We start from the raw sequence: 23,476 nt of genomic DNA on the forward strand, positions 1-23,476 counted from the left end.
GGACGTCAGAGACCCAGTTTGCCGGCGTCGATGGTCTGGGCGGTCACACCGACCGCGGGTGAGGCGGCAATGGTGTTGGCGATCCTGGCGCCGAGCCACACGCCGCCGGTGCGGCCCGTCTCCGCCGGCTTTCCCGGGATGCCGAAGGCGTCTTTGTTGTCGCTGTCCAGGACGGTGAGGCCGTCGAAATACCAGTGCACGCCCAGGAACACCCGGCTGATCGAGTTATCGACGATGGCCTTCCACAGGCTGGCATAGCCGCGGGTGAACGGCGCGCGGGGGGCCATGGTGCGGGGGTCTATGTTGCGGCCATCGTATTCATCGGACTGAAACTCGAAGCCGATGTCGTCCTCGCCCATCCCGTCGTCGGCGAAGGCGCCCAGGCCCTTCTCCACCAGCATCAGCCGCAGGAGATGGAAGGCGGCCGCCCCGAAGGTGGCATGGCCGGAGGGGTAGGCCGGAAAGTCCGGCGACAGCGTCTGACCGGAGCCGTTGGTGTCCGGCCGGCCAAGCGGCAGCCAGCCGAGATCCGCAACCCCGTTGCCGGGCAGAGCTTTGGGGATGCCGACCACCGGCCGCCACATCATGTGATCGGCGCTGTACTTGTAGTACCAGGCGCTGATGCCGGCGTCGGCCATGGCCACGGCGACGGCCGCGACGATCCGCAGCTCCTCGAGTTCGGACAGTTTGCCAGGCTGCCGCGCCTCGATGTTGTCGAGCACTTCCAGCACCACCTGCAGGTACAGGCGCGGGGGCGTGCCCAGTTCCGGCGGGCCGTCATAGCCCCAGTAGATGCCGATCTGCTCCTGATCCAGGCTTCGGCCGTTCGGTCCGGGGATGGCCGCGCCCAAGCGCTTCACCTCCTCGAGATCCTGAGCGTAGTGAGCGGTGGGTTCGACCTGCACGCCGCTGATCCGGCCCGGGGGCTTGGGGAAGTTCGGAACGACTGGAACCATCAGCGGGACCGCCTGGCCCCAGAGGCCGCCGGCGAAGCCCTGGGTCGGCTCATGGGCCGGCCGCTGGTGGGTATAGGGGGCGCCAGTCGGCATGTACTGGCCGGCCTGGCCATGGGTGGGATCCTGGACGCCGATGGCATGCACCGCCGCCCCGAACAGGCGCCCGGCCTGCTCCGACGGTGCGTGGCCGCCGGCCAGGCCGTTGACGTCCAGCCAGTCCGCCCAGGCAGGGGCGAGGAACCGCACCTGTTTGGGATAGCGCAGCCGCAGGACCTGGTCGCAGGCGGCGGCGGCGGCGACCGTTCCGTTCAGCCCGGCGAGGCCGGGCGCGCCGGGCACGGTCAGCAGCGGCGTCGCACCGGCAACGATGGCATGGACGTCGTGCAGCGCCGCCAAGGCCATGCCCTGGGCCCGGGCCGACAGGAAGGGGCCACGTTGGTCCCCGGCGCTGATGGCGGGGGTGTGGTCGCGGCGGACACACTCCATGGCCACGTTGATCCAGAATCGGAAGGGGGCTGAGGCGGTGGTCATGATGAAGTCCTTGACGGGCGACGCCTGTGGCGGCCGCGGAGGGGAGGCGTAAGCGGCGAGCAAACTGACCTCACGGCCACGGCGGGTCGGGCGGTCGGACGTGGGCGCGGGGCGCCCGGCATCCGTGCTCTGCATAGGCCCGAGGCGCGCCGGTTGGCCGTGACCGGGATCACGCCGCCACCGGGCCTCAGGGCCAAAGACCAACGCCGGCGCCGATTTGCAGTCCCCCGGATCGGGTTGTCGCTCTACAAGCGCGGCATGCCTGCCTACAGATTCTACGGCCTGACCGCCTCCGCGCCTGAAGAGATGACCGTCGGCCTCTTCTACAGCGATGGCGCGGCGATGACCTGGGGGTTCAGCCGCGCCGGGGCCTCCGGGGTCGAGGTCTGGCAGGGCTCCCGCTTCGTCGGCCGGCTGCACGGGCCGGACGCCGGGGACCGCGAGGAGCCGGAAGCCGATTCTTAACGCCTGCACGCTAAGGTCGCGGCCGTGTTCAGAAAGGGCCGCGTAATGGGCTGTGCAGGGTGCAAGGACGGGGTCGGCTTCCAGTTGCCGATCACCATGGCGTTTCAACCGATCGTCGACGTGAAGACCGAGACGGTGTTCGCCTATGAGGCTCTGGTGCGCGGTGCGGACGGGCGCGGCGCGGGCGCCGTGCTGGCCGAGGTCTCCGAGGAGAACCGCTACGCCTTCGACCAGCAGTGCCGGACGACGGCCATCGAGCTGGCCGCCGACCTGAACCTGGCGGCGGACGGGGCCAACCTGTCGATCAACTTCCTGCCCAACGCGGTGTACGAGCCGAAGGCCTGTATCCGGCTGACCCTGGCGGCGGCGATGCGGACCGGGTTTCCGCTGAACCGGATCATCTTCGAATTCACCGAGGACGAGGCGGTGGACACCAACCACCTGCTGAACATCCTGCGCACCTATCGGTCGATGGGGTTCAAGACGGCGATCGACGATTTCGGGGCCGGGTTCGCGGGGCTGGGGCTGCTGGCCAAGTTCCAGCCGGACATCGTCAAACTGGACATGGCCCTGATCCGCGACATCGACCGCGACCGGGTGAAGCGGACGGTTGTCAGCCATACGTTGGCCATGCTGAGGGACCTGGGGATCGAGCCGGTCTGCGAGGGGGTCGAGACGGTCGCGGAGCACGACGTGCTGCGCGACCTGGGGGTGGACCTGATGCAGGGCTACCTGCTGGCCAAGCCACAGACGGCGGCGTTGCCGGCGGTGGACTGGGTGCGGCCGGTGGCGGACGAGGCGCTGCGGGCTTAGGGTCGAGGCGCGATCATTCGGCTTCCATCTATCTGCCTTGCGGCGGGGCCGAATTCCAACGCCCTGCTATAGATTCTTGGTGGTCGCGCGTTGGGTTCGATGGACGGCGCCCACTAATCGGAACACGCTCTAGTCAATTACCCAATGGTCTTCCGCCGGCCCCTGTTGTGGCTCCGGGGCAGGCACTGGAATCCGGCGGCACAAGCGCCGTATGCGCCTCAGAAACACGTCTGTCTGGATCGGCTTGGCCATGAAGTCCATGGCGCCCAACGACAGCGCCTTGTCCACGTCGACTGCCTGGTTCCGCGCGGTCAGCATCATCGTTGGGAGACGCTTGAGGCGACCTGACTGGGCAAGCAGGGACAGGACGGTGAAACCGTCCATTCGCGGCATGTTGACGTCGAGCACCAAGGCATCGAGCCGAACATGCGGAAGGCGTTCGAGAAGGCTGACGCCATCGGTGCATTTCAGTGGCTCGAAGCCCCCGAAATGCAGCCGGGTCATGAGCAGTTCGACGATAAGGGGATCGTCATCCACGACCATCACGCGTGGACGGGTTGAGCTAGCCGGCATGGTGGAGGACTTCCTGACCAAGCCGATCGTCCCCTGAGAGCGCTTCGACAACGTTTCCAATCAGGTTGGATGGCGAAATCGGTTTGCGAACCAGGCCGTCAAACGGCGTCGGCGCGCCATGTGCGCCGACATGAACGTCTGCGGAGAACGCCAGGATCGGAATGTTCACATTCGGCCCACTTCCCGACCGGATCGCTTGCAGCGCCTGAAACCCGTTCATGTCCGGCATTCGAATGTCCATCAGGATCAGGTCCAGGGGCGCCGCCCTGGCCGCCCTGATAGCGCCGGCCCCATCTTCCGCCTCCGTCACCTCCGCCCCCGATAACTTCAGCATGGTCCTCGCCAGTTCCCGGTTCATGGCATTGTCGTCCACAACGAGAATTCGGGCGCCGGCCAGGATGGCATCCTCGGCCGCAACCGGTGGGTGCTCCATGGATCCCTTCTCTTCGGGCGCAGGAATTTCAAACGTGAAGGCGGAACCCTGACCAACCTTGCTTTCGACGCCGATCGTGCCGCCCATCGCCTCCACCAGGCCTCGGCAAATGGCCAACCCCAGGCCGGTTCCCCCGTGCCGCCGCTCGGATGAGCTGTCGACCTGCGAGAAGCGTTTGAACAACTGTTGCTGTTGTTGCGGGGTCAGGCCGGGGCCGGTATCGCGGACGGTCAAGCGCAGGGTTTCCCGGACGGGATCGTGCCGCGCTTCGAGGACCACGCCTCCGCTGTCTGTGAACTTCACCGCGTTACTGATCAGGTTCAAGAGAACCTGCGTGACCCGGTTCTGGTCGAGCCGGACAAATGCGGGCAGGTCGGGGCCCGGGACGAAGTCGAGCGTCAGCCCCTTGCTCTCTGCTTGCCACGACAGCAGTTGCAGGGCGCCGTCCAGCATGTCGCGCGCGGCGACGGGCCGTTCGTCGAACTCCATCTGGCCCGCCTCGATCTTTGAGAAATCGAGAATGTCGTTCACAATCGTCAGCAACGCCCGACTGGCGTCCGACACCCGGCGGACGAAGCCGGCCGACCGATCCGACAACTCTGCGTCCTCGGAAAGTAGGCCGCTGAACCCGAGGATGGCGGTAAGCGGGGTGCGGATTTCGTGGCTCATATTGGCAAGGAAGTCGGCCTTGGACTGGGCGGCGCTCTCGGCTGAGTCTCGAGCCGCCTTCAGATCCGCCTCGATCTTGGCTCGGGCGCTGACGTCGCGCAGCAGATCGACGATCTCAGCCGGTCGGTCGAGGCTCTTGACGAGGGTCGGCGTACTTTCAAGCCAGATCCATTCGCCGTCCTTGCGCTGGAACCGGAAGCTTAAGCGGGCGGCGCTACCCTCATCGCCCGCGATGACCCGCCGAACTTCCGCGAGGCAGGGTTCTGCGTCGTCGGGGTGTAGCCGATCGATGAACCGTGGCTGGCCGTTGGAAAGCTCGTCGAAGGTGAAGCCGGTGATGGTCTCGAGAGACGCGGAGGCGTAGATCATATCCCCGCTGATGGTTGTGCGGGTGAGCAGATCCGAGGAGTTTTCGGAGACCACGCGATAGCGCAATTCGCTTTCCGCGAGGGCGAACTCCGCGCATTTCCGGTCGGTTATGTCCCGGACGCAGTCCTGAAACTCAACAAGATCGCCGGTCTGTTCGTCGAAGATTGGCCGGGGTTGGCCCTCAAGCCAGACCTCTCGTCCGTCCTTGCGCCGGGCCCGGTATTCGAAGCGGAGCGGCGCCGCGCCGGGGCCGGCGGAGACGAATTCCGCGAACCGGCGGATCACGGGGCCGACATCATCGGGATGCATGAAGGTCGTCACCGACTGGCCGAGCAGCTCGTCCGGCTCGTATCCCATAATGCTGGCGATCGCCGGCGACAGGAAGCTGAAGCGGCCGTCCGGGCTGTAGCAGGCGATGACATCCGTGGCGTTTTCCGCGAGGAGACGGTAACGCGTTTCGCTGGCCAACAGCCGCGCCTCTACAGCCTTGCGATCGGAGATATCGCGAAGGACGTTGACGATCTCGATCGGGGCGCCGGCCGCGTCCCGCACGATCGTCGGACTGCCCTCGACCCAAATCCAGCTTCCGTCGGCTTTGCGGAAGCGGAAGGTCGGTTGGGTTCCGGGGGGATCATCCAGCCCGGCCAAGCGCGCGGCCCTCAAGGCTTCGGCCCGAGGCAGGTCGTCCGGGTGGACGAGCTCGGCGGCGCGCAGGCCGACAAGGTCCTCGGGCCGGTAGCCCAGCCGAGCGCAGCTGGGCGAAACCCAGGTGATCCCCCGGCCGGGCTCGACCCGGATGATCACGTCGGCGAAATGTTCGGTGAGGAAGGTCAGCCGGGCTTCGTTCTCTCGCAGCCGCTGGTCGGCCAGCGCGACCTCCGTGACGTCCATGAAAGAGCCGAACAGGCGTTCCACTGAGCCATCGGGATTGCGATTCACTTCACCGCGGGCGGTGACCTGACGCTGTTCGCCGTCCGGACGGGTGATCCTGGCATTGAGGGAATAGGGCTCGCCGTGTTCAAGGGCCCGGGCGATCAGTCCGCTGAGTTCGGTCGCGTCCCGTGGGTCGTACAGGGCGAGGACACCCTCGAGGTTTGGCGGCGGTAAAGACGGGTCAAAGCCATGGATGCTGTAGACGACCGGCGACCAGGTCACGCTGTCTGTCGCCGGCCACCAGGACCAATAGCCGACGCCGGCCATCTCCTCGGCCTGCGCCAGGAGCCGGTCTTGCTCGACCCGGCTTCGTTCAAGTGCGTTCAGCCTGGCATTGTCATGTCGCAGCGACAGGGTCGCTGAAACGGTCTCGGCCATGGCCGCGAGCTGCCCCCGTGCCTGGGCATCGAAGTCCGCGCGCGGCTTGGAATCGATGACGCAGAGGGCCCCGATGCGGGTTCCGTTGGAAAGGGTGAGCGGCGCGCCAGCGTAGAAGCGGATGCCGGGGTGGCCCGTGACCAGCTCGTTGGCCGCAAAGCGAGCGTCGAGCGCCGCGTCCGGGATGACCATCACCTCGGAGCCGCGGATAGCATGGTCGCAGAAGGAGACATCGCGGGATGTCTCCCGGACGTCGAGGCCTATGCAGGCCTTGAACCACTGCCGCTCCGCGTCGATCAGGGAAATGATCGCGATCGGAACATCGAAGGTCAGAGCGGCCAGGCGGGTGAGGCTGTCGAAGGCCGGCTCTGGGTCGGTATCAAGGATATTCAGCCGACGGATCGCAGCCAGACGTCGTTCCTCGATGCTCTTGTCCACCGCGATGCCCTCTGTCGCTCATTCTGATCGACTAATGGTCGAGCTGAGTTGGACCGCGGTTAATGCTGACGCGGTATCCGCTCGATCCAGTGTGTCAAAGCGTCGCGCGGTATCGGGGCTATGCCGCCCAACAGGCGTCAAGTCTCCGTACGGGCCTCACCCCCGCTCCACAAAACTGTCGATCACCTTCTTCTCCCCCGCCTGCTCAAACGCCACCGTCAGCTTGTTCCCCTCCACGGCCACCACCGCGCCGTAGCCGAACTTGATGTGGAACACCCGGTCGCCCTTGGCGTAGGCGCTGCTCACCTCGGGGGCTGACACCGCCACCAGGCGGCCTTCGCCTTCGATGACCTGTTGGCGGCCGGGGTGGCTGCCTTGGTAGTTTCGGGATTGGGCGCGTTTCCAGCCCGGCGAGGTGTAGCCCTGGCCGAAACTAGTGTCGGCGTCCCAGCGGCTGGTGGTGGGTTGGCTCATGCCGGGGCCGCCGCCGTAGTATCCCGTCTCGGAGGCGGCATCGACGGTCTCGGGGGGGAGCTCGTCGACGAAGCGGCTGGGGAGCTGGGTGGTCCAGCGGCCGTAGACCTGGCGGTTGGCGGCAAAGCTGATGCGGGCCTGTTCGCGGGCGCGGGTGATGCCGACGTAGGCCAGGCGGCGCTCCTCCTCCAGGCCCTTTTCGCCCTTCTCGTCCATGCTGCGCTGGCTGGGGAAGACGCCTTCCTCCCAGCCGGGCAGGAAGACCAGGGGGAATTCCAGGCCCTTGGCGCTGTGCAGGGTCATGATCTGGACGCTGTCGTCCCCGCCGCCCTTGTCGAGGTCCATGACCAGAGAGACGTGTTCCAGGTAGTCGCCGAGGTTTTCGAACTGGGCCATCGACTGGACCAGCTCCTTGAGGTTTTCCAGGCGGGTCTGGCTGGTCGGGCCTTTGTCGAGGCGCAGGGCGTCGGTGTAGCCGCTCTCCTCCAGGATGGTCTCGGTCAGGCGGGCGTGGTCGGTGGCGCCGCTGGCCAGCTGGGCGGTCCAGCGGTCGATGTCGCGGACGAAGGTGGCGAGGGCCGTGCGGGTCTTGGCGGCCAGTTCGTCGGTGTTGACCAGGCCCCGGCTGGCCATGATGGCGCTGATCCCGTGGTGGCGGGCCAGGGTGAGGATCTTCTGGACGCTGGTGTCGCCGATGCCGCGCTTGGGGACGTTGACGATGCGTTCAAAGGCCAGGTCATCGTCGAGCGACTGGATCAGGCGCAGGTAGGCGTGGGCGTCGCGGATTTCGGCCCGCTCGAAGAAGCGGGGGCCGCCGATCACCTTGTAGGGGATCTGCAGCATGACGAAGCGCTCTTCGAAGGCGCGCATCTGGAAGGAGGCGCGGACCAGGATGGCGACGTCCTTGTAGCGGCGGCCGGTGCGGCGCCAGCGCTCGATCTCCTCGCCGACCAGCCGGCTCTCGGCCTCGCCGTCCCAGACGCCGTGCACGGTGATCTTGTCGCCGCCGTCCGCGTCGGTCCACAGGGTCTTGCCCAGCCGCCCCTTGTTGGCGGCGATCAGGCCGCTGGCGGCGGCGAGGATGTGGCTGGTCGAGCGGTAGTTGCGCTCCAGCCGGATGACGGCCGCGCCGGGGAAGTCGCGCTCGAAGCGCAGGATGTTGTCCACCTCCGCCCCGCGCCAGCCGTAGATCGACTGGTCGTCATCCCCGACGCAGCAGACGTTCTGGCGCTTCTGGCCGAGTAGTCGCAGCCAGAGGTACTGGGCGACGTTGGTGTCCTGGTACTCGTCGACCAGGATGTAGCGGAAGCGGTCGTGGAAGTCGGCCAGCACGTCCGGGTGGCGCTGGAAGATGGTGATGTTGTGCAGCAGCAGGTCGCCGAAGTCGCAGGCGTTCAGCGTGCGCAGCCGGGCCTGGTAGGCGGCGTAGAGCTCCTGGCCGCGGTTGTTGGCGAAGGCGCTGTTCTCAGGGGAGGGGAGGTTCTCCGGCGTCCAGCCGCGGTTCTTCCAGTGGTCGATCAGCCCGGCCAGGGTCTTGGGCGTCCAGCGTTTGGGGTCGATGTTGGCGGCCTCGATGATCTGCTTGATCACCCGTTCCTGATCGTCGGTGTCGAGGATGGTGTAGCTGGACTTCAGGCCGACCAGCTCGGCGTGGCGGCGCAGGATCTGAGCGGCGACGCTGTGGAAGGTGCCCAGCCAGCGCAGGCCCTCGGCGGACGGGCCGATGATCGCGGCGATCCGCTCGCGCATCTCCCGCGCCGCCTTGTTGGTGAAGGTGACGGCCAGCAGCTCCCACGGCTTGGCGCGGCCGGTGGCCAGGATGTGGGCCAGGCGGGTGGTCAGCACGCGCGTCTTGCCGGTGCCGGCGCCGGCCAGGACGAGGACGGGGCCCTCGACGGCCTCGACGGCCTGGCGCTGCTCGGGGTTCAGGCCCTGGAGGTAGTCGGGACCCTGCACGCGGGCGAGGTCTGAGATGCGGGGGGAGGGCAGGGAGTCGGTCATCAGGAGAACGTATGTAGCACAGGCGCGTCCGGTGGTGGGATTCGCTCTCCGCCCCCGAGAGGGGGCGGAGGACGGTTCGGAGCGTGAGCGACGGACCAGGAGGCGGGGCCGCGCCGGCGGTTGAGCGGAAAACTCGTTCCCGGCGGTGGGGGCCCCCTCGGTCTGGCTCGCTTTCAGCGCTCGCCAGAGCCACTCCCCCATTTCATGGGGGAGAGCGAAGCGAGTCGGCTCTCCTTGCAGGAACGGGGGCGGTTCCCGGCCGTTCTGTCGGGTAACGGAAGGAGCATTCACCATGGCGCGTACGCGGACACATCGACGGAGCGGGGGCGGAGTTTTTGCCGCGGTTCTGCTGGGCTCGGTGCTCGTCATCGCCTTGATGATCGGCTGGCTGGTGTGGGGCGGGCCGTCGCAACTGACGGAGCGGGCCTCGAACATCGACATCCAGATGCCGCGCGCGCCGGTGTTGCCGGCGACGCCGAACCCGGCACCCATTCCCCTGCCTACGCCCGCCCGGCCTGGGTAAGGGCGTAGACGCGGCAGGCGGAGGCGAGAGGGCGATCGCCCCGGCCCTCATCGATGCGGACGATCAAGCGGGGCAGGGTGAGGCCCTCCTGCGCGGCGACTTGCTCCAGGGCCGCCCAGAACTCCGGCTCCAGCGCCAGGGATGTGGCGTGGCCGGTGAGCGACACCGAGCGTTTGATCAGGCGCACCACGGGCGGATTTCCGATCTGAACGATGTTAACACTTGCGATCTAAGCGCTGTTCACATAAGGCTGGCGTCGTCCTCCCCGACTAAGGCCTCAAGATGAACGCCGTCACGCACAATTTCACGCCCAAGCGCCCGGAAGTCGAGTTCCGCAAGGGCGAGACCATGCGGCTGCAGCCGATCCGGGCCTTCAAAGCGGTGAGCCGGCTGATGGCCGACAAGGAAGACACCGCGGCGGTGTTCGACCTGATGCGGGCGCTGTCGGGCGACTCGGTGTCGAAGGGGTACGCGCGGCTGATGAAGACGCCGCGCGGCGGGCGGATCGCCTATGAGCGCGACGAACTGAACGACCGGCTGATGGACCGCGCCTGGCTGGAAAGCTTCGCGCCCGGCACGGTGGGCGCCGCCTATCTGGCGCACATGGACGAGCGAGGGTTCACCGCCGACGGCCTGAAGGAAATCAGCGAGCAGACGCTCGATAGCCAGGTCGAGGCGGCCCATCCGCTGACCTGGTACGGCCGGCGGCTTCGGGACGTGCATGACGTCTGGCACGTGCTGACCGGCTATCGCACCGATGCGCTGGGCGAGGCCTGCCTGGTGGCGTTCTCTTACCAGCAGACCCGCAGCCTGGGCTTCGGGGTGATCGCCTTCGCCGCCGGCAACAAGCTGGCGAGCGCGAAGAACGGCCAGCCGTACAAGGCGGCGATCCGCGAGGCGCACCAGAGGGGCAAAGCCTGCGCCTGGCTGCCGGAGGTCGACTATCCGGAACTGTTCGCCGAGGACCTGGAAGCGGCGCGGGCGCGGCTGGGGATCAGGCCGGCGCGCATCTATCTGAGCATTCCGCCCGAGTATCGCGACGGAGCCTTCGAGGCCGCGGCGGCCCACTAAGCGGCTTCGAACCCCGCCGCCGCGAAATCCACCATCCGTTGCCGCAGGCCGGCGACGTCATCCTCGCGGGTGAGGCCGTCGGAGAGGACGTGCAGGCGGTCCAGCTCCATGAACCGGTTCTGGTGGATCATGCCGAGTACGAAGTGGAGCCGCCAGTAGACCTCCTCCGGCGCCAACTGGGGGCAGGCGGCCAGCAGGGCGTCCGAGAAGCGCCGCAGGTGGGAGACGTCGGTGCTGAGCACTTCGCGGATCTCGGCGCCTCCCTCGCTGCGGGCGCGGATCAGGAACTGCAGCGAGATGCGGCGGTCGTTGGCCGGGTCCAGCCAGCGCAGGGGTGGGGCGATCAGGGCGGTGATGATCTCCCGTACCGGCGGCTTGCCCCCGTGGCGGTCGGCGGCTTCGTGCAGCATGCGGGCGCGCTCGCGGCTCAGCTCGGCCGTGCGGCGGCGGAAGATCTCGAACAGCAGGCTGTCCTTGGATCCGAAGTGGTAGTTGACGGACGCCAGGTTGACCCCGGCCTCGGCCGTGATGTCGCGCACCGACACGTTCTGAAAGCCGTTCAGCGCGAACAGACGCTCGGCGGCGTTGAACACCAGCTGCTTGGTGGCGGCCTCCGTCTCGGGTGCGTTCTCTTCGTTCAGACTCACGGGACAGCCCTTCCCTTCCGGAACCGGAGCATTACGGGGGCCGAAGGATTAGGCAAGCGGCGTTGAACGGCCGTTTCAAACGCCGATGGCCTCTTCGGCCGCCAGGCTGTTGGCCACGATCACGCCGGCAAAGAAGTCCTTCAGCCCGTCGTGCAGGCTGGGTCGGACGACGACGCGGCCGTCGCGCCATTCGAGAAAGCCGCCGGCCTGGGCCTGGCGTAGGACAAGATGGACCTGCGGACGGGAGATGGCGAAGCGGCGGCTGTAGGCCGAGACGGAGACCGCCAAAGGAGCGTCGGCGCCGTGGGCGCGGAGCATCAGGTCGTTGAGCACGAGGAAGCCGCCGACCCGCTCGATGCAGAATTCCAGCTGCGGCGCCTGGTCGATCAGGCGGCCGCCGCTGTCGAACTCCCGGCAGAGGGCGGCCAGGAACCGGCAGAGCAGGGCGTCGTCGGCGAGGCCCTCGGCCACCGCATGGGCGGCCGGGCTGACGTAGCCGACGGCGTAGAGTTCGCCCGCGATCCGCTCGCGGTGGGCGGCGAAGAACTTCGGCGTGGGGGCAAGGTTGCGGACCTCGCCGGTCAGGTATCCCGCCCAGCGCATCAGGGCGATCAGGGCGCTGGTGCGGCCGGGGCTGGCGAATCCCTGCTGGGCGGCAAGCTGCTTGAGGTTGGCGGGGGTGAGGCGCCCCTCCTGGCAAAGGCGGGCGACCAGCATGGCCACCACGAACCGGCCCCGATCCGAGGCGACGATGTTGAGCAGGGGATGGCCGCTGTAGGTGGTGACGCTGGTTCGCGCCAGGGCCAGGACGGCGGTCTCGAAGTCCGGATGGGCGCGAGCGGCCGCGATGCGCTGCGGCGTCAGGACGCTGGTCGGGCGCCGGTCTTCGGCGGCGGTCATGAGCGGCGGCCCCTATGCCCAATTCGAGCAAATTAGCAGTTTTCTACAGTTCACGGCTGCGCGTTGTGGTCGCATTTGGGCGGATCGCTTTCGAAGGACGATCCGATGGCCGCGCTCACGATCTGGAAACCGCAGTTCAGCTTCACCGGGACCGAACAGACCGTCGCCGCCTTGCCCGGCGGGGGCTTCGCGCTGGCCTACCTGGGCGCAACCGGCCTGACCTACCGCACCTTCGACTCGGCCGGCGAGGCGGTGATCGTGGACAAGGTGGTGCTCGCCGAGTTCGCGCGGCAGCCCACGGTGTCGACGACCGGCGACGGCCGGCCGGTGGTGTTCGGCTATGACGCGCTGCACACCTCCGGGGAAATCCTCGTGCTCAACGATGCGGGAGATCCTGTCGCCCGCGCCGCCGTGTCGATGCCGTCCGGCGGCCAGGTTGTCGATGTGCAGCCGATGCCCGGCGGGCGTTTCCTTGTCGCCTATTCGGCCCAGATCGCGGACGAGCCGACGTCGATCAACATCTACATCCAAGGTCTGCGACTTCAACGGCGCCGCCGCCACGGTCCCCATCCGGGTCAACCAGACGGTTCCCGGCGCCCAGGTTCAGCCCTCGATCGCCATCCTGGCGGACGGTGGGTTCGTGGTCGCCTGGCGCGACGCTTCCCTGGGACCGCAGGCGCGCCTGTTCGAGGCGGACGGCACGGCCCGCACGGCGGAACTGAGCCTGGCCGAGGCGGTGTCCACCGGAAACTATCCGCCGGAGACGGCGGCCCTGGCGGATGGCGGCTTCGTCGTGGCCTGGTGGAGCGCCAACGTGGCCTACGCCCAGCGGTACGACGCGGACGGCGTCGCGGTCGGGACCTCGATCACGGTCGGCCAGAGCAATGTGGCCGCGGCGATCTTCGGCTCGCCGATTGCGGTGCTCGGCCTGCACGACGGAGGCTTCGTCGTGGCGACCACCACCTATGGCCTGGACGACATCGGCCGCGCCTGGCTGCAACGCTATGACGCCGACGGCGCCGCTCTGGATGGTCCGCTCGAGGTCCTGCAGTCGGAGGATGGCGCGGGGCGGCGGCTGGTGACGCCCAGCCTGGCGCTGCTGGCCGACGGCCGCATCGTGGTCTCGGCGTCCGATGAGGACCGGGTGCTGGACCGGGTGGCGATCGTCGATCCCCGGGACAGCGGCGTCTCGCTAACCGGCTCCAGCGGCGCGGACACCTATTGGGGTAGCGCCTTCGCCGACACCATGATGGGCGGGAGCGGCGCCGACACCCTGAACGGCGCGGAGGGCGACGATCGGCTGGACGGCGGCTTCGGCGCGGACACCCTGTCGGGCGGGTCGGGCGGCGACACCTATGTGATCGACAGCGCCGGCGACCTGATCGTCGAGCTGGTCGGCGAGGGCATCGACACGGTCGAGACGGCGCGCGCCAGCTATACCCTGCCGGGTGAGGTGGAGAACCTGATAGGGACCTGGACCCGAGCCCAGGTGCTGACCGGAAACGGGCTCGGCAACCGGATCACTGGCGGGCTCGCCGATGACCAGCTGAACGGCGGCGGGGGCGGCGACCGCCTGGACGGCGGACTGGGCGCCGACGCCATGGCCGGAGGAACGGGGGACGACACCTACATCGTCGATGACGCGGGCGACCAGGTGATCGAAGCGGCCGGCGAAGGTTCGGATCGGGTCCGCGCCAGCGTCAGCTGGGTCCTGGCCGACGGGGTCGAGCACCTGCAGCTGATCGGCGCGGCGAACCTGGACGGAACCGGCAATGGGGCCGGCAACCAGATCGACGGCAATGCCGGCGCCAACGTCCTGCGAGGCGGCGGGGGAGCGGACCTGATCAAGGGTCATGGCGGCGCCGACTTCCTCGAAGGCGAAGCGGGGGCGGACCAGCTGCTGGGCGGCGATGGAAACGATAGCCTGGACGGCGGGGCGGATGCGGACCGTCTGCAGGGCGAGGCGGGCGCCGACCAGCTTTACGGCGGCCTCGGCGGAGACATCCTCGAAGGCGGCAGCGAAGCCGACACTCTGTACGGCGAGGACGGCGCGGACCAGCTCTATGGAGATGCCGGCGCCGACAGCCTCTACGGCGGCGGCGAAAACGATCATCTCGACGGCGGAGCGGGCGCCGACCGCATGGAGGGTGGGGCCGGGGACGACAACTATTTCGTCGACAATGTGCTGGATGTGATCGTCGAGGCCGCGGGCGAGGGGATGGACACCGTTCGCGCGGGCATCGGATGGACCCTCGGCGAGAACCTGGAGAGGCTGGTGCTCGAGGGGTCGGTCGGATTGAACGGGACGGGCAATGGGCTGGCCAACTTCATCGCCGGCAATGGCGCCGCCAACACCCTGGTGGGTCTCGGCGGCGGCGATCAGCTGCAGGGCGGGGCCGGAGACGACGTGCTGGACGGCGGGGCCGGCGCCGACATGCTGACCGGGGGCGCCGGCCGTGATGTCTTCCGGTTCGCGGCCGACGCTGTTCACGCCACCTCGCAGGGAGGCGCTGCGGATAGCGATCTGGTGACCGACCTGGACTTCACCACCGGCGACCGGGTGGATCTATCGACCATTGATGCCGACAGCGCCAGCTTCGGCGACCAGGCCTTCGGCTTCGTGTCGGCCTTCTCCGGGGCGGCGGGGCAGGCCGTGCTGACCTATGTCGCCGCGGCGGGCAGCAGCCTGCTTTACCTGGACGTCGACGGGGACGGGATCGCCGACCTGCAGGTGCGATTCACCGGCGACGTCACCGGGGGCCTCGTGCTGGGGGGCGGCGAACCGGCGGGGACTGGCGGATGGATGTTGTAAGGCAAACGAAAGGCGCTTCAACAAAAACTGTTTTAATCCCATCGATTTTATAGGAATAAGGAAGCCGCAGGCCGGCGCGCCGCCATAGGGGCGGGGGATAGCGCGCGGCCGGGGAGCTGTTTCCGATGTCCGTTCGTGCCCGCACCGCCCGAAAACTGGTCCTCCTTGCCGGGGCCGCCTGCCTCATGGCCGGCCCCGCTGCTTTCGCCGCCGAAGTCACCGGCGCCGATGAGACGGTCGCCGAAGCGAGCGCTGGAGAGCAGGCGCAGGACAATACCGTCGGCGAGCTGATCGTCACCGCCCGTCGCCGCGAGGAGAGCGCCCAGGCGGTGCCGATCGCCCTGCAGGTCACCACCGGCGAGAAGCTGGACAAGGCCGGGGTCAACAACATCACCCAGCTGACCCAGCTGGTCCCGACCCTGCAGGTGCTGTCGCCCAACGGGCGCAACACCGCCCTGACCATCCGCGGTCTCGGCGCCTCCTACGGGCTCGCCAACGACGGGCTGGAGAAGGGGGTCGGCATCTACATCGACGGGGTCTACAACAGCCGGCCGGGCTCGGCCCTGTCGGACTTCATCGACGTGGAGCGGGTGGAAGTGCTGCGTGGGCCGCAGGGCACGCTGTTCGGCAAGAACACCACCGCCGGCGCCCTGAACATCACCACCCGCGACGCCCGCACCGACGCCTATGAGGTCCAGGCCGAGGGCAGCTACGGCAGCTATAACTTCCGCCAGTTCAAGGGCAGCGTCAGCGGCCCAATCATCAAGGACGTGCTGGCCTTCCGGCTGTCGGCGGTCGGCACCTATCGCGACGGGGACATCTACAACCCGGTCCAGAAGAAGGACCAGAACGCCCGCGAGAGCGAGACCTACCGGGGCCAGCTTCTGTGGCAGGCCAATCCGGACCTGCTGCTGCGCCTGAACGTCGACTACACCACCCAGCAGCCGGAATGCTGCACCCAGCTCTACTGGAAGGTGGCGCCGACGCTCAAACCATTGAACCAGCAGTACGCGGCCCTGGCCGCCGGCCGCGGCTATGCCCCGGCCAGCACCAACATTCATGATCGGCTGGCAGACGTCGACAGCGAGATCCAGGCCGACCAGCGCCTGTTCGGCTATGCCCTGACCGCGGACTACGACTTCGGGTGGAGCACGCTGACGGTCATCGGCGCCCACCGCGAGTGGGACTGGGAGCCGCGCAACGACCGCGATTACACGGCCCTGGACGTCACCCGCCAGTCGGCCAACCCCTCAATCCAGAAGCAGGACAGCCTGGAAATCCGCCTGGCTTCGAATGGGTCGAACCGCATCGATTGGACCGCGGGCCTCTATTACTTCGACCAGAACATCACCACGACAGGGGTGACACAGTACGGCGCCGACGCCTCCTACTGGCTGCTGCCGGGGACCGGCTCGCCCGATGCCCTGCTCGACGGCTACACGGTGTTCAACAACTCCACCATCGACACCACCTCCTATGCGGCGTTCGGCCAGCTGACCTGGAACATCACCGACAAGCTGCGGGTCACCCCGGGTATTCGCTACACCCAGGAGGAGAAGCAGGGCGAATATGTCGCCACAGTCTCCGGCGGCCTGGTTACGGCCAACACCACCTTGATCAACCGTCGCCTGGGCATTGCCCGGCCGCAGGCCTATGAGGCCTCGACGGACGACGGCAGCTGGTCGGGCCAGATCGCAGTGTCCTATGACATCACCGACAAGATCCACCTGTACGGGACCTATTCGCAGGGCTTCAAGTCGGGCGGGATCAACATGTCGGGCATTCCGAACACGGCCTCTGGCGCACCGTCGTTGGTCAACGCCGTGGTCGAGCCGGAAGAGGTGACCACCTACGAGGCCGGCCTGAAGACCCAGCTGTTCGACGACCTGCTGGTGTTCAACGTTGCGGTGTTCGCGACCGACGTGACGAACTTCCAGGCCAACGTGGTCGATACCGGCCCCGGCGCCCTGCGCGGCTATCTGGCCAACGTCGAGAAGGTGACCCTGAACGGCGTCGAGCTGGACTTCACCACCCGCCGGATCGGTGGCTTCAGCTTCTACGGCAACCTTGCCTACACCGACGCCCATTACGACAGCTTCGCCAATGGGCCCTGCCCGATCGAGCGGATCGGCACGGCGACCGCCGCCTGCGACCTATCAGGCAAGGAACTGCCGGGCGTGTCCAAATGGGCCGGGTCGTTCGGCGGAGAGTACCGCCAGGACGTCTCCATCGGCCGGCTGACCGGCGAGGGCTACGTCGGCGCCGACGCCAGCTTCCGTTCTGCCTACTACGCCGACGCGGCGGTGTCGGAGTACGCGCGACTGCCGGCCTACGAACTGCTGAACCTGCGGCTCGGGTTCAGCTCCGACGCGGGCTGGGAAGCCTTCGTGCTGGTCAAGAATGCGCTGGATGAGGAATACATCCAGAACATCACCGTGGTATCGGGCAACTCGGGCCTGATCGTCGGCACGCCGGGTGAAGACAGAACCGTCAGTCTGACCTTGCGGGCGCGGTACTGACCGATCCTGCGTCCTTCGACACGCCCGCCGGGGCGGGCTGCTCAGGATGACGGACAGGAGTGCGCTTCACCCTGGTTCGTCATGCTGAGCAGCGGCCGCAAGGCCGCGTGTCGAAGCACGCAACCTGCCCGCCGCCCTGGCGTTGGACTCCGCGAATCGGAGACTCCCTATGGCTGCCCGTCCTACCTGGCAAGGCCACCTGCGCCTGTCCCTCGTCACCTGTCCGGTGGCGCTCTACACCGGCACGCAATCCACGGCCGACGTGCGGTTCAACCTGCTGCACAAGGACACCCACAACCGGATCAAGATGGTCACCACCGACCCGGAGCTGGGCCCGGTCGAGCGCAAGGACCTGGTCAAGGGCTATGAGTATGAGAAGGACAGCTACATCGTCGTGACCCAGGACGAGATCGACAGTGTCCGCCTGGAAAGCACCCGCACCATCGACATCGAGCGGTTCGTCGATGCGGCCGATATTGATCGGCTCTACTGGGACAATCCCTACTACATGGTCCCGGACGGCAAGATCGCGCTCGACGCGTTTTCGGTGATCCGCGAAGCCATGGCCAAGACGGGCAAGATCGCCCTTGCCCGCCTGGTTATGCATCAGCGCGAGCGGCTGCTGGGCATCGAGCCGCGCGACAACGGCCTGATCGCCTGGACCCTGCGCAGCAACAAGGAGGTGCGCGACACCGCCGACTTCTTCGACGACATCGCCGACCACAAGCCCGACAAGGAGATGGTGGCGATCGCCGAGAAGATCATCGAACAGAAGGAAGGGCCCTTCGACCCCTCAAAGTTCAACGACCGTTATGAAGACGCCCTACGCGAGCTGATCGCCGAGAAGAAGAAGGGCAAGGGCCGGGTGGTCACCGCCGAGGAGCCGGAAGACACCAATGTGGTGGATCTGATGGCGGCGCTTCGCAAGAGCCTGGAAGCGAAAGGCAAGACGTCTCCGGCGAAGAAGGCGGCTCCGGCGAAGAAGGCGACCGCCAAGGCGCCGGCGAAGAAGCGGGCCTAGGCCGCCGCCTTTGTCCCGCGCTCCAGCCGCTTGATCGCTTCGGCCAGCGGCCGCTCGCTGTCGCAATAGTCCTCCCACGCGCTCATCCCCTTCACGACCTTTGGCGCGGTTCGGATCGTGTACTTCATCGGATCCAGCCCCTTCTTCACCTGCGTCCAGTTCAGCGGCATCGACACCGGCGCCCCGGGCCGTGAGCGAGGCGACAGCGGGGCCACCGCCGTGCTCATTCGGTCGTTGCGCAGGTAGTCCAGGAAGATCCGCCCCTGCCGCTTGGCCTTGCTCATGTTGATCAGGTAGCGGTCTGGGCTGTCGGCCGCCATCCGGGCGCAGACCTCGCGGGCGAAGGCCTTGGCGGCCGCCCAGTCGGGGCCGTTGTCCACGTCCGACAGGGGCGTGACCACATGCAGCCCCTTGCCGCCCGTGGTCTTGCAGTAGGTCACCAGGCCCAGTTCCTCCAGCCGGTCGCGGATCTCCCGCGCCGCCGCGATCACGTCCTCGAAACCCAGCCCCTCGCTGGGGTCCAGGTCGAAGACCAGCCGGCCGGGCTCCTCAGGAGCGAACGGCTGGCAGTTCCAGGGGTGCAGCTCGGTGGCGCTGGTCTGCGCCACGGCGATCATCGCCTCCACGCGGTCGATCTGCAGGTACGGCTTGTGGTCGCCGAAAACCTTGACCTCGGTCAGCAGGTTCGAGGCGCCCTTCATCAGATGGCGCTGGAAGAACCGCTCGCCCGCCATCCCGTCCGGCGTCCGGATGATCGAACAGGGGCGGCCCTTGATGTGCTCGATCATCCACGGGCCGACCGCCTCGTAGTACTCCGCCAGGTCCAGCTTGGTTACCGGCCGGCCGTCCCCGCCGTCCGGCCACAGCGGCTTGTCGGCGCTGGACAGCCGAACCCCCATCACGTCGGCGGAGTTGGCGGCCTTGACCGTGATGGTCCTGGCCTTGACCACCGCCGGGTTCGGCTCGGCCAGGTCGGTCGTCGCGGCCGGGGCAGGGGCGTCGGCCTCCACCTCCCTGGCCGGCTTGTCCTCGCGCAGGCCCTTGAAGGACGCCTGGCGGATGTTTCCGTCGCCGGTGAAGCCGGCGTACTCGATCTCGGCGACCAGTTCCGGCTTCACCCAGTGCGGCGTGCCTGCTTTGGTCCCGCTCCGACCCTTGGGCTCCCGATCGCTGAACGGCGACTTGTCGATCTTCAGCGGCTTCAGCCTGGCCAGCAGCCCGTTCACCTTGTCCTTGCCGAACCCCGTGCCGATCCGCCCGACGTGGACCAGCTTGCCATCCCGATAGACCCCGGCGATCAGCGAGCGGAAGGCGCTGCCTGTCTGTGTCCAGCCGCCGATCACCACCTCATGCCCGGCCCGGCACTTGGCCTTGGTCCAGCTGGTCGAGCGCCCGGACTCGTAGGGGGCCTTGAGTTCCTTGGAGATGATGCCTTCCAGGTCCATCCGGCAGGCCGAGCTGAGCACCGCGTCGCCCGCCTGGGTGAAGTGCTCGACATAGCGCAGCCGCGGCGTGCCATCGCCGATCAGCGCTTCCAGCCGCGCCTTGCGTTCGGAGAGGGGGAGGGGGCGGAGGTCCTCGCCCCCCGCCGCAAGCAGGTCGAAGGCGAAGAACACCAGCTCGTCGGTCTGCTCCGCCGACAAGGCCGCCTGCAGCCCGGCGAAGCTGGGCGAGCCGTTCTCGTCCAGCGCACAGATCTCGCCATCGATGATCCCGTCCGGCAACGCCGCGCCGTCCTTGGCGATGGCCGCGAACTTATGCGTCCAGTCCAGGCCCTTGCGGGTGCGCAGGGTCGCCTGGCCGTTCGCGGTCCGCATCTGCATGCGATAGCCGTCGAACTTGATTTCATGGGCCCATTGCGCCCCGGGGGGCGGCCGGTCGACCAGCTTGCACAGCTGCGGCTCGATGAAGTCGGGCAGCTTTTTCAACGCCTTGGCCTTGGTCGCCAAGGCCTTCGGCCGCTCCGCCGGCTTGGCCTTCGGCGCATCCGCCGTCTTCGCGGCGGCCTCCGCGCTGGCCTCCGGATCGCCAGTGCTCCGCCAGACCGCGTCCGCCTTCGGCGCGCTCTTTGTCATGAAGGCGGTCGGCCGCTTGCCCTTGCCGGCGGCGATGTCCTCCATGGACCGGCCGGATGCGATGGAGACGGCGTTCTTCTCCAGCAGGGCATCCGCATCGCCCTCCTTCACGAACTCGTCGCGGTGCTTGATCAACAGCCAGTTCTTGCGCTTACCGCCGAACTTGTCGCCCTGCATCCTTACCAGCGCATAGCCGCCCTTCACCCGCTCACCGGCGAAGACGACCTTCAGCTCGCCCTTCTTCAATCCCTTGGCGACATCGAACCCCGGCTCCGGCGCCCAGACACCCCGGTCCCATAGCATCACCGTGCCGCCGCCGTATTGGCCCTTCGGGATCGTCCCCTCGAAGTCGCCATAGGCCAGGGGATGATCCTCGACCTCGACCGCCAGCCGCTTGTCGGCCGGGTCGCGCGACGGCCCCTTGGTCACCGCCCAGGACAGGAAGACGCCCTCCCACTCCAGCCGCAGGTCATAATGCAGGCGGGTGGCGGCGTGCTTCTGGATGACGAAACGCAACGCCTTCGACGGCTTTACTTCGGATTGGCTGCTCGGCTCGGCGGTGACGCCGAAGTCGCGCATCGAATCGTAGGTCTTCAGATCGCGCTTGGCCATGAGCCGACAACGCCCATGGCCCAAGGTTGCTCCGTCCTACAACCCCTTGCCCAGCCCCAGCCGGTAGACCATCGCCGCCTGATCGGCTGGCAGCTTCAGCTGCTCGTCGATCAGGGCGATGTTGTAGCGGCAGAGCAGCGCCTGGCGGCCCGGGTTGTCGATGGCGACCTTGCGGCCGGTCAGCATGGTGATGACCTTGGCGTCGGCGGGGGGGAAGGTGGCCAGAACCTTGTCGCTGATCTTGTAGCGCAGCTCGTCCTGGTAATACTTCTTGATCGAGGCGGGCAGGTTGTCCGGATTGACGTCGGCCCCGGCGGCGTCCTTGAGCGGGTTGGTGGCCACCTGCTGCAGGATGACCGCGACGGTCTCACGTTCACGCTTGACGATGCCGGGACCGGCCGCCGCGTCGACATCGAACTCCAGCCGGGCGTTGCGGGTGAAGTCATAGCAGTAGGCCGGCGACTTGGCGCCCAGGGCCTCGGCCTTGTCCCGCTTGATCTTCATCAGGGTAATGATGTTGGCGTCGTTGGCCTGGCGAACCACCCGCTGCATCACCGCGCCGGTCGCGGCGCGGACCTGCTGATCCACCGCCAGGGCGCCGCCGCGGTCGTCCTTGATCAACTCCAGCTCCCGCTGAAGCTTGGCGTAGTCGGCCGGGTAGTACTGCTTGAGCACCTTCATCTCGGGCAGATCCTCGGCGGCCACGCGGGCGGCGTCGAACTGCTGCCGCGGGATGACGTCCTGCTTGGCCAGGAAGTAGCCGACCCCGCCGAAGCCCCCGGCCGCGATCACGGCGATCACCGCCGACAGCGCCGCCCCCTGCTTCAGCGCCGCCTTGCCGACGACGAAGCCGAGCACGGCCCCGACCAGCGCCGCGCCTGCGGCGATGAGGATCACTGTGGTGTTGGCATCCATGACGCGAAGAACCCCGAAACGATTTTGCCGGGGACCTTCGCGGGAATCTAAGCGCGCTGCAACGGCCTAATGCCCGCGCACCAATTCCCGCATCGCCTTGTCCAGCCCGTCGATGGTCAACGGGAACATCCGGTCGTTGACCAGCTGCTTCATCACCCCGATCGACTGGGTGTAGTCCCAGTGCCGCTCCGGCGTCGGGTTCAGCCAGACGCAGCTGTGATAAATCTGGGTCACCCGGTCCATCCAGATGGCGCCCGGCTCTTCGTTCCAGTGCTCGACGCTGCCGCCCGGATAGGTGATCTCGTAGGGGCTCATGGTCGCGTCGCCGACGAAGATGACCTTGTAGTCCGACGGGAATTTGTGGAGCACGTCCCAGGTGTTGGTCTTCTCGGTCGACCGGCGGCGATTGTCCTTCCACACGCTCTCGTACAGGCAGTTGTGGAAGTAGTAGAACTCCAGGTTCTTGAACTCGGTCCGCGCGGCGCTGAACAGCTCCTCACAGAGCTTGATGTGGCTGTCCATCGAGCCGCCGATATCGAAGAAGATCAGCACCTTGATCTTGTTGCGGCGCTCCGGCCGCATGACGATGTCCAGATAGCCCTTGCGGCTGGTCCCCTTGATGGTCCCGTCCAGATCCAACTCGTCCGGCGCCCCCTCGCGGGCGAACTTGCGCAGCCGGCGCAGGGCCACCTTGATGTTGCGGGTGCCAAGCTCGACCGAGTCGTCGAGGTTCTTGTACTCCCGCTTGTCCCACACCTTCACGGCCCGGCCGTGGCGGCCCTTGTCCTGGCCGATCCGCACGCCCTCGGGATTGTAGCCGTTGGCGCCGAACGGGCTGGTGCCGCCGGTGCCGATCATCTTGTTGCCGCCCTCATGGCGCTTCTTCTGTTCGGCGAGACGCTCCTGCAACGTCTTCATAAGCTCCTCGAAGCCGCCCATGGCCTCGATGGCGGCCTTCTCCTCGTCGGTCAGGAACTTCTCGGTCAGGGCCTTCAGCCACTCGGCCGGGATCTCGCTGGTGACCCCTTCGCCGACCGTCTCCAGCCCCTTGAACACATGGCCGAACACCCGGTCGAACTTGTCCAGGTTCTTCTCGTCCTTCACCAGGGTGGCGCGGGACAGGAAGTAGAAGTCCTCGACGCTGCGGTCGATGACCGACTTGTCGAGCGCCTCCATCAGCACGAGGTACTCCTTCAGCGTCACCGGCACCTTGGCCTGCCGCAGTTCGGAGAAGAAGGTCATGAACATGAGGAGATGTCCGAACGGATGTTTGAACCGGCAGGATGGGGGCTAGCGGGCGCGGTGTCCAGCGTGACGGAAGGTCGGCCTGTGCCGTTGCCAGGGCGGC

The 23,476-nt window shown here is 67.3% G+C and carries 16 protein-coding genes; 6 read left to right on the forward strand and 10 right to left on the reverse strand.

Annotated features, from left to right (window positions below):
- Positions 1-5: 5 nt before the first annotated feature.
- Positions 6-1,487: a vanadium-dependent haloperoxidase gene (locus GVN21_RS09250; protein WP_166574445.1), complete on the reverse strand. Its 1,482-nt coding sequence runs from the start codon at positions 1,485-1,487 to the stop codon at positions 6-8.
- A gap of 258 nt (positions 1,488-1,745) precedes the next feature.
- Here GVN21_RS09250 and GVN21_RS09255 point away from each other — a divergent pair, with 258 nt between their 5' ends.
- Positions 1,746-1,952, forward strand: a complete 207-nt coding sequence (locus GVN21_RS09255; RefSeq protein WP_166574446.1) for a hypothetical protein — start codon at positions 1,746-1,748, stop codon at positions 1,950-1,952.
- A 45-nt stretch (positions 1,953-1,997) separates the two neighbouring features.
- The gene (locus GVN21_RS09260) at positions 1,998-2,765 is read left to right on the forward strand and encodes an EAL domain-containing protein (RefSeq protein ID WP_166574447.1); all 768 of its coding nucleotides are present in this window, start codon (positions 1,998-2,000) and stop codon (positions 2,763-2,765) included.
- A gap of 129 nt (positions 2,766-2,894) precedes the next feature.
- On the opposite strand, the gene GVN21_RS09265 is transcribed toward GVN21_RS09260, so the two are convergent.
- The 4 genes from GVN21_RS09265 to GVN21_RS09280 form a co-directional block, all read right to left on the reverse strand.
- Positions 2,895-3,302, reverse strand: a complete 408-nt coding sequence (locus GVN21_RS09265; protein ID WP_166574448.1) for a response regulator — start codon at positions 3,300-3,302, stop codon at positions 2,895-2,897.
- Between the two features lie 25 nt (positions 3,303-3,327).
- Positions 3,328-6,558 carry a PAS domain S-box protein gene (locus tag GVN21_RS09270; RefSeq protein WP_166574449.1) on the reverse strand — a complete coding sequence of 1,077 codons (3,231 nt, stop codon included), beginning with the start codon at positions 6,556-6,558 and terminating at the stop codon, positions 3,328-3,330.
- Positions 6,559-6,714: 156 nt separating this feature from the next.
- Positions 6,715-9,033, reverse strand: a complete 2,319-nt coding sequence (locus GVN21_RS09275; protein ID WP_166574450.1) for a UvrD-helicase domain-containing protein — start codon at positions 9,031-9,033, stop codon at positions 6,715-6,717.
- Positions 9,034-9,533: 500 nt separating this feature from the next.
- Positions 9,534-9,746: a ribbon-helix-helix domain-containing protein gene (locus GVN21_RS09280; protein ID WP_346764239.1), complete on the reverse strand. Its 213-nt coding sequence runs from the start codon at positions 9,744-9,746 to the stop codon at positions 9,534-9,536.
- Between the two features lie 92 nt (positions 9,747-9,838).
- Between GVN21_RS09280 and GVN21_RS09285 the strand changes: the two genes are divergently transcribed.
- Positions 9,839-10,627 (forward strand): Coq4 family protein, encoded by a 789-nt coding sequence (locus GVN21_RS09285; RefSeq protein ID WP_166574452.1) that lies wholly within the window; start codon positions 9,839-9,841, stop codon positions 10,625-10,627.
- Here GVN21_RS09285 and GVN21_RS09290 read toward each other — a convergent pair.
- Complete coding sequence (locus GVN21_RS09290; RefSeq protein ID WP_166574453.1) at positions 10,624-11,274, reverse strand: TetR family transcriptional regulator; 651 nt, start codon at positions 11,272-11,274, stop codon at positions 10,624-10,626. The genes GVN21_RS09285 and GVN21_RS09290 overlap by 4 nt on opposite strands.
- Positions 11,275-11,349: 75 nt before the next feature.
- Positions 11,350-12,174, reverse strand: coding sequence for a hypothetical protein (locus GVN21_RS09295; RefSeq protein ID WP_166574454.1), 825 nt, complete (start codon positions 12,172-12,174; stop codon positions 11,350-11,352).
- 472 nt (positions 12,175-12,646) lie between these two features.
- Here GVN21_RS09295 and GVN21_RS09300 point away from each other — a divergent pair, with 472 nt between their 5' ends.
- The 3 genes from GVN21_RS09300 to GVN21_RS09310 all read left to right on the forward strand — a co-directional run bounded on the left by GVN21_RS09300 (position 12,647) and on the right by GVN21_RS09310 (position 18,526).
- Entirely contained in the window at positions 12,647-14,986 is a 2,340-nt protein-coding gene (locus GVN21_RS09300) for a calcium-binding protein (protein ID WP_166574455.1), read from the forward strand.
- A gap of 125 nt (positions 14,987-15,111) precedes the next feature.
- Positions 15,112-17,505, forward strand: coding sequence for a TonB-dependent receptor (locus GVN21_RS09305; RefSeq protein WP_166574456.1), 2,394 nt, complete (start codon positions 15,112-15,114; stop codon positions 17,503-17,505).
- A gap of 169 nt (positions 17,506-17,674) precedes the next feature.
- A complete protein-coding gene (locus tag GVN21_RS09310) occupies positions 17,675-18,526 on the forward strand; it encodes a Ku protein (protein ID WP_166574457.1) in 852 nt (283 codons plus the stop codon).
- On the opposite strand, the gene ligD is transcribed toward GVN21_RS09310, so the two are convergent.
- From ligD to GVN21_RS09325, 3 genes are all read right to left on the reverse strand, one after another.
- Complete coding sequence (ligD, locus tag GVN21_RS09315; protein ID WP_166574458.1) at positions 18,523-21,213, reverse strand: DNA ligase D; 2,691 nt, start codon at positions 21,211-21,213, stop codon at positions 18,523-18,525. The two genes, GVN21_RS09310 and ligD, sit on opposite strands and share 4 nt — an antisense overlap.
- A 36-nt stretch (positions 21,214-21,249) precedes the next feature.
- Positions 21,250-22,128: a hypothetical protein gene (locus tag GVN21_RS09320; RefSeq protein WP_166574459.1), complete on the reverse strand. Its 879-nt coding sequence runs from the start codon at positions 22,126-22,128 to the stop codon at positions 21,250-21,252.
- Positions 22,129-22,194: 66 nt separating this feature from the next.
- A complete protein-coding gene (locus tag GVN21_RS09325) occupies positions 22,195-23,376 on the reverse strand; it encodes a VWA domain-containing protein (RefSeq protein WP_166574460.1) in 1,182 nt (393 codons plus the stop codon).
- Positions 23,377-23,476 lie beyond the last annotated feature (100 nt).

It is taken from the genome of Caulobacter sp. SLTY (assembly GCF_009905535.1).
Classification (GTDB): Bacteria; Pseudomonadota; Alphaproteobacteria; order Caulobacterales; family Caulobacteraceae; genus Caulobacter.